4 protein-coding genes are annotated in these 11,580 nt (G+C 70.2%); 3 read left to right on the forward strand and 1 reads right to left on the reverse strand.

Annotation, left to right across the window (positions count from 1 at the left end; translation table 11 throughout):
• Nucleotides 1–209 precede the first annotated feature (209 nt).
• A complete protein-coding gene (locus Y710_RS18070) occupies nucleotides 210–1,229 on the reverse strand; it encodes a tyrosine-type recombinase/integrase (protein ID WP_062368100.1) in 1,020 nt (339 codons plus the stop codon).
• A 116-nt stretch (nucleotides 1,230–1,345) separates the two neighbouring features.
• Between Y710_RS18070 and Y710_RS18075 the strand changes: the two genes are divergently transcribed.
• From Y710_RS18075 to Y710_RS18085, 3 genes are all read left to right on the forward strand, one after another.
• Nucleotides 1,346–5,692: non-ribosomal peptide synthetase (locus Y710_RS18075; RefSeq protein ID WP_231875782.1), on the forward strand; the 4,347-nt coding region annotated here is incomplete at its 3' end.
• A 188-nt stretch (nucleotides 5,693–5,880) separates the two neighbouring features.
• Complete coding sequence (locus tag Y710_RS18080; protein ID WP_062368098.1) at nucleotides 5,881–10,497, forward strand: non-ribosomal peptide synthetase; 4,617 nt, start codon at nucleotides 5,881–5,883, stop codon at nucleotides 10,495–10,497.
• Nucleotides 10,494–11,369 carry a glycosyltransferase family 2 protein gene (locus tag Y710_RS18085; RefSeq protein WP_197462957.1) on the forward strand — a complete coding sequence of 292 codons (876 nt, stop codon included), beginning with the start codon at nucleotides 10,494–10,496 and terminating at the stop codon, nucleotides 11,367–11,369. Before Y710_RS18080 ends, Y710_RS18085 begins: the two co-directional genes overlap by 4 nt.
• Nucleotides 11,370–11,580 lie beyond the last annotated feature (211 nt).

Below are 11,580 nucleotides of genomic sequence, written 5' to 3' on the forward strand. Positions count from 1 at the left end.
TCACCCGATCGTGCAGCAGCCCCTTGTCTGTGGCCTCGATGTTGACGCAGGCGTACGTGAGCAGCCGCGACCAGACGACAATGGACGACAATGGACGACAATGGACGGAATCTGCGGCAGAAGCTGAGGTCACGCTGCTTCGGAGTGAGGGGAGCACGAGAGCCCCGAAAATTAAACGGCGGCACGACGATTGACGACGCCGCAAACTCTCAATCGCCTGTTGAGGGTTCCGGCTTCTCTGGCTGTGCGAGCTCGCTCATCGCCGCCGCGATCGATGCATCACGGCCCGCCGCGATGTGCTGGTAATGCATCGCCACAGCCGGTGTCGTATGACCTAGGCGGCCCATCAATTCCTTCACCGTGGCACCAGCCTGCGCCGCGAGAACTGCGCCAGTATGACGAAGATCGTGCACGCGAACGCCTTCCTTGCCTGCGGGTAGCGCCGCCTTGAATGCTTTCGTGAACGCGGATTGAGAGAGACGTCGGCCGCGCGTCGTTCGGAATAGCAGTGACTCGGGCCCGTTGCCGGTGTGTGCTCGCATGTGGCTCGTCAGGATCGCCGTGACATGCGGCGGTAAGTAGACGTCGCGCATGCCGGCATCGGTTTTAGTCGCGCCGACGATGATCTCGCCGTCGACGACGGTTGCCGACCGGCGTACCCGAAGTGCCGTGCCGTCGCCGACCTTCACCACATCCTTGCGGCGCAGTTCGATCAGTTCACCGAATCGGAGTCCCGCCCATGCCGCTACGAGAACTGACGCCCGATACGTCTCAGGCATCGCGTTGTATACGGCGACGAGTTCCTCAGGGGTGAGAATCTCGTGCTGTCTACGTTTCGGAGTCTGCCCGGCGCCCTTGATCTTGCAGGGGTTCTCGGCGATCAGGTGGTCGTCGACAGCTGTGCTCAGGATTGACCGGAGAACTTGGTAAGCGTGCGCCGAGCGGGTTGGTGTAGCGGTGCCAAGTCCAGACCACCAGGTGCGGATTAGTGCCGGGGATAGATCTGTCAGGTACTCATCGCCGAGGACCGGAAGCACGCGGGAGTCGAGCAGGTCGCGGTAGAGAGCCCGCGTCTTCGGGGTGAGCTTCCGCTCGGCGAGCCATTGATCGGCGTACGCCCGCAGTGAGACAAGGGCGGCGGCCTTCTTCTCCTCACGGGTCGCGGGTGGCGTCCACTCGCCGAGTTGAATCAGTCGGCGCTCGGCCGCGAGCCATCCCTCTGCGTCGATCTTCGCATCGAACGTGGTGGGCGCGTTGTGGAGGACGTTCGATCCGCTCGGGTCGCGGTAGCGAGCCTGGTATCGGCCACTCGGAAGTTGCCTAAGCGTGCCGAAGCTGCGTCTGGATGCAGGTGCGCTACCGGATCTCCGTCGGCGACACGGTCCTCCAGAAGACGCCGACCACGTTCGACGTCTCGGTGTGGGAACTGTTCTGGCCCACCGTCGCCGGGGCGCGAACCGTCCTCGCCGAGCCCGGGCTGCACCGTGAGCCGTCGGCACTGGCCGAGCTGATCGACGCCGAGCGGATCTCGGTGATCCACTTCGTGCCCGCGATGCTCGACGTCGTCCTCGCCTGCGGCACGCGGGCCCGTCTCGACTCGCTGCGGCTCGTGTTCACCAGCGGTGCGGCTCTCGGCAGCGCATCGGCCGCGGCGGTCCTGTCGCGGACCGGAGCCCGACTGCACAACCTGTACGGGCCGACCGAGGCCGCGGTCGACGTGACGGCAGCGCACGTCACGCCGGGCTCGCTGGACGGCCGGCCGGTCTCGATCGGCAACCCCACCGAGGGCAATACCGTGCACGTCCTCGACCGCCGGTTGCGACCGGTGCCGATCGGCGTCACCGGGGAGCTCTATCTCGGCGGCGTCCAGCTCGCCCGCGGCTACCACGGCCGTCCGGCGCTCACCGCCGGACGATTCGTGGCCTCACCGTTCGGTCCGGGCGAGCGGCTCTACCGCACCGGCGACCTCGTGCGCTGGCGGCGCACGGGGGCTGCTGCCGGTGCCGCGGGTGTCGAGCGGCGAGGCGGTGTGGGGCGCCAGAACGTGGAACTGGAGTTCTGCGGTCGCAGCGACTTCCAGATCAAACTGCGCGGACAGCGTGTGGAGCCGGGTGAGATCGAAGCCGCTCTCGCGGCGCATCCCGACGTCTCGGCCGTCGTCGTGGTGCCCTACGACGATCCGCGGTCCGGACCGCAGCTGGTCGCGCACGTGGTCCCCGCCGCGGGCTCCGCAGCCGATGCACGGACGCTTCGGGCACATCTCGCGGATCGGGTGCCCGAGCACATGGTGCCCGCCCACATTCTGACCACCGACGCGCTGCCGCTGTCGGCCAGCGGCAAGGTCGACAGGGCGGCGCTGCCGTTGCCCGCGACCCCCGTCCGCGGAGACCACGTCGTCAGGGAACCCGCCACCGCGACGGAGACGGCGATGCTCGGGATCTTCCGGGAACTGCTGGGCGACGGCGTCGGTGTGGACGACGACTTCTTCGAGCACGGAGGAAACTCGCTCACCGCGACTCGCGTGGTCGCGGCCGTCGGGGAACGGCTCGGCGCGCGGCTGGCGGTGCGTGAGGTCTTCGACCACCGCACCGCCGCCGCCCTCGCCGCGCTCGCCGACCAGCGGGACGCTTCGCAGGCGGCCGCTGAGGCCGAGCCGGGCGAGCCGGGCGATCCGATGCCGCTGGCCGCGGCGCAGCGGCAGATGTGGTTGCACAACCGCATCCATCCCGCCTCCAGCGCCTACCTGATCCTGGCTCCGCTCCGCATCCCGGGCCGGATCGACGTCCCGGCGCTGACCGCCGCGATCGCCGACGTCCTCGACCGGCACGAGGTTCTCCGGACCGTCTACCCGGAGAGCGTCGACGGGCCCCGCCCGCAGGTACTGGCGCCGGGGGAGTACAGCTCGGAGGCACTGGTGACGGTCCTCGGTCCGGGCACCGACGCCGGCTCAGCCGGCGAACCGGCGGTGACCGCGGCATTGGCAGCCGCGATGGACCTGACCGTCGATCTGCCGCTGCGCGTGGTGGTCCGGCCCGACGGCGATCACACGGTGGTCGTGCTCGCCGTGCATCATGTGGCCGCCGACGGGTGGTCGATGCGGATCCTCGCCGCCGACACATCCACCGCCTACCGTGCCCGAGTCCTCGGAGGCGCACCGGATTTCGACGTTCCCTCCGTCTCGTACGCCGATCATCTGCGCCATCGCGCCGCACGGAGAGGGTCGGTCGACGATCCGTCCTCCAGCGCCGCCGCGCATCTGAGGTACTGGCGCGACCGGCTCGCCGACGTCGAGGACGCCGCTCGTCCCCGGCCGGACGGAGCGCCCGAGGAGGTGGCGCGGGTGCATCGCGCGGCGGTGGACTCCGCCGCCGGGGAAGCGCTCGCCGCCCTCGCCGAGCGATCCGGCGCCACGCTGTTCAGCGTGTTGCACGCGGCTCTGGCCGTGGCGCTGGCGCGCAGCGCCGGAGGCACCGACGTCATCATCGGCACCCCGCTGTCCGGCCGCGAAGCACCCGGGGTCGCTGAGACCGTCGGCATGTTCGTCACCACCGTTCCGCTGCGCACGACCGTCGAGCCGGAGAGTTCGGTCCGCGACATCATCGAGCAGTCGCAGCAGACCGTGCTCGGCGCCCTCGACCACGGTGACCTGGACATCGAGGAGATAGTCGACCTACTCGACCTCCCGCGCCACCGCGACAGCCATCCGCTGATCCATGCGACTCTCACCGTCGACGGAACGCATCCGGCCGCCCGCGGCGAGGGCGCAGCGCTCGCCACGAACATGCTCCACGTCGACGTGCCCGTCGCGCGATTCGACATCGAGTTCACGGCGACTCCCGACGCATCGGGCGGTCTGCAGCTGGCCGTGGTTCATCGGGGAGAGGCGTACCGGGCCAGGACTGCTGCGACCCTGCTGAATCGCTGGGAACGCGTCATCCTGGCGATGGCCGGTGAGCGGGTCGAAGCCACCGAAGGCGCGCTGGGAGCCATCGACCTCACCACACCGGCGGAACGGGCGGCGCTGACCGAGATCACCCGCGGCGGACCGGCTCCGGCCGACCGCTACCTCGGCGACGTGCTGACCACCCCGGGCCAGCGGATGATCACCGTCGACGCCGACGGTCGGCTCCGACACCACGAATCCGAGCAGATCGCCGCGCACACCAACCGTCTCGCCCGTCTGTTGATCGCCCGCGGGGCCGGGCCGGAGACGGCGGTGGCGCTGTGCCTGTCGCGCTCCTATCTCTCGGTGATCGCCACCCGCGCGGTGGCCGCGACCGGCGCGGCATTCGTCCCGGTGGATCCGCGTCATCCCGCCGACCGGGTCGCGTTCATGCTCGAGGACTCGACTGCCGCGCTGATCGTGACCACGGTGGCCGACCGCGACCTGACCGCGGCAGGCGTTGCCGCGCTGGGCGGTGCACTCGTACTCGACGATCCCGCGATCGAGGCCGAACTCGCCCGATACGACGTCTCACCTCTCGGGCGTCACGAACTGCGCGCCGCGCCCCACCCGGACCAGACCGCGTACCTGATCTACACCTCCGGAACCTCCGGACGGCCGAAAGCCGTCGCCGTCACGCACCGGGGCATCGCATCGTTCGTGGCCGAGCAGCGCCGCTACGGTGTCGAGAAGCATTCGCGCGTCTTGCATTTCGCGTCGCCGAGCTTCGACGCCTCGGTCCTGGAACTGCTGCTCGCGGCCGATGCCGGGGCGACGGCGGTCGTCGTTCCCCGGTCGGTCTACGGTGCCGACGACCTCTCGTCGATCCTTCGCGAAGCGGCCGTGACTCACGCCTTCCTGACTCCGGCGGTTCTCGACACGATCGACGAAGAACTGCCCGAGCTGACCACCGTGATCGTCGGCGGCGACGCGTGCTCGACGGCTACCGCCGACCGCTGGATCGGTCGCGGCACGCGGTTCTTCAACGCCTACGGCCCCACGGAGACCACGGTGATGGCCACGCTCGCCGGGCCGATCCGGGCTACACGCGACGGACTTCCCATCGGCGAAGCCATCACCGGCTCCACCGTCCGCGTACTGGGCGCCGACCTGCGGCCCGTGCTGCCCGGCGCCGCGGGCGAAGCCTACGTGAGCGGACCGGGACTCGCTCGCGGCTATCACGGCCGCCCGGGCCTCACCGCCGTCACCTTCGTCGCCGATCCCGACGGGCCGCCGGGGTCGCGGCGCTACCGGACCGGCGATCTGGTGGCGGCCGCATCCGTCGGCGAGGAGCAGTGGCAGTTGCGGCATCTCGGCCGGCTCGACGCGCAGCTCAAGATCCGCGGACACCGCGTTGAACTGGGCGAGGTCGAGTCCGCGCTCCACGGCTGCCCCGAGGTTCGCGCCGCGGTCGCTGCCGGCAGGCCGGGCCCCGACGGTCGAACCACTCTGGTCGCATACGTCGTGCCGGCCGACGGTGCCGATGTCGCCGACGCACTGCGAGACCGCCTGCGCGCCACCCTGCCGTCGTACGCGGTGCCCACCGCATTCGTCGAACTCGCCGAGCTGCCGCTGACCCCGTCGGGAAAGGTCGACCACCGCCGACTGCCCGAGCCGGAGTTCGCGTCCACCGGTCCGGTGGCCGTGGCCGGAACCTCCGAAGTGATGGTGGCGGAAGCCTTCGCACAGGCGTTGGGCCGGACCGAACTCGGACGCGACGGGCACTTCTTCGACCTCGGCGGCAACTCGNGGCCGCCCAGACCGTCGCGCTGCTGCGGGCACGCACGGGCAGGGAACTGGCTGTAGCCGACCTCTTCGACGCGCCCACCGTCGCCGGTCTCGCCGCCCGGCTCGACGCCGGTTCTCCCGTCTCCGGTCCCGGCCCGGGCGATCTCGAACGGCCCGAGCACATTCCGCTCGCCCCGGCCCAGCAGGGCATGTGGTTCCTCAACCGATTCGACCCCGACGCGCGCACCGAGAACATCCCGCTGGTGCTGCGGATGACCGGTGACCTGAACGTGCCGGCGTTCCTGGGCGCGGTCGACGCGCTGGTGCGCAGGCACGAGGTACTGCGCACCGCGTATCCCGACTCCCCGGACGGACCCCGCCAGCTGATTCGGCCGGGTCACGACCACGGGCTCGAGGTGGAACTTCGGGCGGTGCCGGAGACCCGGATCGACGAGGCCGTGCGGTCGGTGACCGGCCGTGGATTCGACGTGACCGCCCGCCCGCCCGTCCGCGCGGCGCTGCTGTCCGCGGAGGAGGGGACCGGCCGGCACACGTTCGTTCTCGTCCTGCACCACATCAGCGCCGATGGACTGTCGGTGGCGACACTGGCCGGCGAGCTGGCGGCCGAATACCGGACCCGGCTCACCGGCGATTCGGACACGGGACAGGACAACGCTGTGGATTGCACGACGGGTTGCGCGCCGACGCCACTGCAGTTCGCGGACTTCGCAGTCTGGCAGCACTCCTGGCTCAACGAACCCGACGGGACGGCCGCCGCGGCGCTCGCGAGCTGGCACGAGCGGCTGCGCGGTGCATCCCCGGTGATCGACCTGCCCACCGACCGGCCCCGCCCGGTGCGGCCGAGCGGACGCGGGGCGCGCGTGGAGTTCGCCGTCGAGCCGGCCCTGCACGCACGGATGGTCGACTTCGCAGCGCGCAACCGCGCGACGGTGTTCATGGTGGCGCACACCGCACTCGCCGTCCTGCTCGGCCGGCTGGGGAACAACCGCGACGTCGTCATCGGCACGCCGAGCGCCGGCCGGGTGCACGCCCGGCTGCAGGGAGCCGTGGGCATGTTCGTCAACATGCTCGCACTCCGCACCGACATTCACGGGGCGGCCACCGGCGCCACGGCCCTCGCGATCAGTCGAGAGGCCGCGCTCCACGCCTTCGCGAACGCCGGAGTCCCGTTCGACACCGTGGTCGCCGGGCTCGACCTCACCCGATCCGTCGATCACCATCCGGTGTTCCAGGTGGCGCTCTCGTACCAGAACATCGGTGGCCTGTCGATGGAACTGCCCGGACTGGACGTGACCGTGGTCGACGACAGTCCCGACGTCGCGGAGTTCGATCTTCACCTCACCCTGGCCGAACGCGGCGAACCCGGCCTGACCGGCCAACTGGTCTTCGCCACCGACCTGTTCGACGAAGCCACCGCCGCCGAGTTCGCCGCGCGGTACGTACGGATCCTGGCCGGATTGCTCGACGACCCCGACCTCCCGGTGGGCGACCTGCCCGTGCTCGGCGACGATGAGCCCGATGCGGGCTCGGCGGCACCGCCGGACCACCCGTGCCCCGGCTCGCAGACCCGCGGTCTCGTGGACGGATTCGTGCGGTGCGCCGAGCAGCACCCGGACGCGGTCGCGGTGGTCGACGGTACCGAACAGGTCACCTACGGCGAACTGTCGGAGCGTGTCGGGCTCCTCGCCGCCGCACTGCGCGACCACGGTATCGGGGGCGGTGTCGGGAGCGAGGAGCGTGTCGCGATCACCGCGCCGCGGGGCCTGCATCAACTGGTCGCCATGTACGCGGTCGTCGCATGCGGCGCCGCCCACGTCCCAGTGGATCCGTCGGCGCCGCAGCGCGCGTCCATGATCCTCGAGGTCGCCGACCCGGTACTGGTGCTGGGTGTGGGGCCGTCGCCGGCCGCCGACCGCGCGTATCTGGACCTCGCCGACCTCGCCGGTGTCGCCGACCTCGCCGACGTCGCGTGCGGTGACGCGGCGTCCGAGTGGCGGGCAGCGGATCGTCCCGATCGGGCGCCTCATCCCGAATCGGCGGCATACGTCCTGTTCACGTCGGGGTCGTCGGGCACCCCGAAGGGAGTGAGCGTGCCGCACGCGGCCGTGAGCACCCAGCTGGCGTGGATGCAGGAGCGCTATCGACTGGGACGCGGCGACACCGTCCTGTTGCGGACCGCGGCCGGTTTCGATCTGTCGGTGTGGGAGTACTGGTGGGCGCTGCAGGCGGGTGCGCGCATCGTGATCGCCGAGCCCGGCAGTGAGCGTGACGGGACCGCGCTGCGCAGGCAGATCGCTCAGCACCGAGTCAGCGTCCTCCCGACTGTGCCCTCGTCCCTGTCCATGATCCTCGACGCGGGCGAGCTGCCCGGCTCGGTGCGCACGGTGCTGTGCATCGGCGAGGAATTGCCGCCCGAACTCGTGGCCCGGCTGCGCGGCTCCGGCAGCACCGCCGACGTGCACAACCTCTACGGGCCGACGGAATTCGCCGTCAGTGCCACCGGGCACGAGGTCGCTCCCGGAACGGAGAACGAGTGTGTGCGGATCCCGATCGGAGTAGAACAGCCGACGGTCCGCGCGCGAGTGCTCGACGCGCGTCTGCATCCGGTGCCGGTCGGTGTGGTCGGCGAACTGTACCTGGCCGGACCGCAACTCGCGCGCGGTTATCACGCCGACCCGGCGCGCACCGCCGCGTCGTTCGTCGCCGGCCCGGCCGGCGGTGGCCGCATGTACCGGACCGGTGATCTCGTGCGTCGAACGCGCGGCGGACTGCTCGAATACGTGGGTCGCGCCGACTTCCAACTCCAGATCCGCGGCTTCCGGGTCGAACCCGGCGAGATCGAGGCTGTGCTGCGTCGATGCCCCGGCGTCGGTGACGCCGCTGTCACCGCGGTCGACGGTCCCGGCGGCGCGCGGCTGGTCGCCTTCGTCACCGGCGATGCGGACACGGAGGAACTGACCGGCGCGCTGGCGGACCGGCTTCCCGCCTACCTGCGACCCGACGTGCACCGGATCGAAGCGTTGCCGTACAACGTCAACGGAAAGGTCGATCGCGCACGGCTTCCTCGTCCCGAACGACGTCGGCGCGACCACCGGCCTGCCGAGTCCGAGGTCGAACGCGCCGTCGCCGAGGTGGTCTCGGAGGTGACCGGGGCGCCGGTAGTCGGCATGTCGGACGACTTCTTCGAGCTCGGCGGCAACTCGCTGACGGCGACACGTGTCGCGGCCCGGCTGGCGGCGCTCTCGGGCCGCTCGGTGCCCGTGCGGACCGTCTTCGACGCGGCCGACCTCGGAGATCTGGCGGCGCGCATCGAGCGTGCGGCGCCGACAGAGACTCCCGAACTGGTTCGGATCGACGACGACGGGCCGATCCCGCTCGCTCCGGCGCAGCGCCGGATATGGGAGGCGGTCCGAGCCGGGCAGGGCGCCGACTGGAATGTACCGATCGCCCTGCGCTTCACCGGCGAGCTCGACCGCACGGCGCTGCACGCTGCACTTCGCGATGTCTTCGACACGCACGAGGCACTGCGCACGCGCTACCGGTCGGCGGAATCGGGTGAGGACGACGGACTGCTGCCCGTGGGGGAGGTCCTCGGCATGCCGGAGGTGGACGCCGCGCTTCGCGACGGGCTGGTACCCGTCGAGGTGGACGCAGGCCGGCTCGCCGACGCGGTCTCTGCAGCCGCCTGGGAGCCACTCCACCTCGACCGGATCCCGCTGCGCGCCAGACTGTTCACGAGTGCAGCCGACAGCGGCAACAACACTGCGGTGCTGCTCCTGGTGCTTCATCACCTCAACTTCGACGGCCGGTCCATGCCGCTGCTGGCGCGCGACGTGCTGACCGCGTTCACCGCGCGTGCGACCGGCATCGCCCCCGAACTGACTTCACCGCCGGTGCGGTACCGCGACTACGCGCGCTGGCGATCCGGCATCGTCGGCGCACCCGATGCGCGGACCGAGCACTTCCGGCGTTCGCTCGATCACTGGACGAGCAGGTTCGGGGAGAACGCGCTACCCGGGCCGCAGCTGTTGACCGACCGGCCCAGACCACAGGTGTGGGACTCCCGCGGCGACTCCGTCGGGATCAGCGTCGAACCCGAGTTGCACCGAGAGCTCGATCGTCTCGCCCGCAGTCGAGGCGGTGGCTTGTTCCCCGTGCTGCAGGCGGCATTCGCGCTGGTCCTGTCCACACGGATCGATTCGTCAGCCGGAGCCGACCGCGCGGTCCATCTGGCGACGGCCAACGCGAATCGAGTCCATGCTGCCGTCGACGGCGTGATCGGGAACTTCGCCGACGATGTTCCGATGCGGATCGACGCGTCCGATGATCACCGGGTGGCCGACATGATCGCCGACGTGCACGGGCAACTCGTCGACGGATTCGCGCACGCGGACGTCACGGTGCCCGATTTGCTCGACCACCTCGGTGTGACCCGGGGCCCGGGCGGGGCCACCGGTCATCCGGTGTTCCCGGCGACGCTCATCCTCCAGCAGGCCGAAGTCTCGGATACTGCCTTGACGGAACTCGATCTGGGCACGGTGACCGTGGCGCAGGAACCGATCGCGGCAGTCGTGGCCAAGCACGAACTCGAGGTCACGCTGCTCGAACTGCGCGAAGACGGCCGGCCGGCCGGGCTGCGCGGCACTCTGCTGTACCCGGTTGCGCTCCTGGACGCCGCGACCGCCGCCGCCGTCGTCGACGACCTGTTGTCGGTGCTGCGATCGATGGCGGCAGCCGACGACGGCCTGACAGCCGGACGGATACGAGCACAGATCGCGTCATCGAACCGGAAGGAGACGTCATGAGTGCCGCTATCGGCGCCTCCGTCGTCATCGCGTGCTACCGCGGGCTGCCCGACCTCGACGTCCAGCTGCAGGCCCTTGCCGCCCAGGACTTCACGGAGCCGTTCGAGGTGATCCTGAGTGACAACGAGGGCTCGGCCGACCTGGAATGGTTCGCACTGAACCACCCACTGCGTGGACGGCTCGACCTGCGCTGGGTCGACGCCTCGGGAACTGCGGGCACGTCCCACGCACGCAATGTGGGGACCCGAGCTGCTCGGTATCCGTTGATCGCGTACTGCGACCAGGACGACGCCGTCCATCCCACCTGGCTGCGTGCAATCGTCCAGGCCCTCGGTTCCGCGGACATCGTCGGCGGACCGTTGGAGCGCGAGACGCTCAACGACCCGGTGGTCGCAGCATGGCGCGCCTTGCCGGATCCGGCCGAACCCGTTGTGCTGGGGCGCTTTCTGCCGATGACGTTCGGATGCAACCTCGGCGTCCGTCGCTCAGTGTTCGACGCGGTCGGCGGATGGGACGAGAGCTATCCGACGGCCGGCAGTGACGTCGAGTTCTGCTGGCGCGTGCAGACGCGCGGCTACGAGTTCGGCTATGCGCGTGACGCTTTGGTCGCCTACCGGTACCGCACCGGAATACGCGAATCGTGGGACCAGGTGATCGACTACGGCCGTGAGGAGGCCCGGGTGGCCCGAGACTACGGGGCTCCGGGCAGGCAGTGGTGGTGGCCGCTTCTGCACGCCGGCGTGGTGGTGGGGATGTGTCCGGTCTGGCCGTGGGCGTGGTCTCGGAGTCGACGGGGCGAGTGGGTGTGGATCACCGGGAACCTCGTCGGCAGGATCGCCGGCAGTGTGAAGTACCGGACGCTCTACCTCTGAGGCATCGCCTGAGGAGTAGGTCGAAGAATCGACGCCAATCCGCGCCATAGCAAACCTGCGGCTCCAGTTTCGTCACTGTGACTCATGCGGATTCGATGCCCGACCGTCTGGTCGACCGGCCTCATCGTCGCGATGAGCAAGGATCGCGGGCCGCTGACCAGCCGATTTGACCGCAAGGGCGCCGATTGCGTAACTTATTCGGAGTCAGAGC

Source organism: Gordonia sp. QH-12 (assembly GCF_001578675.1).
GTDB classification, from domain to species: Bacteria; Actinomycetota; Actinomycetes; order Mycobacteriales; family Mycobacteriaceae; genus Gordonia; species Gordonia sihwensis.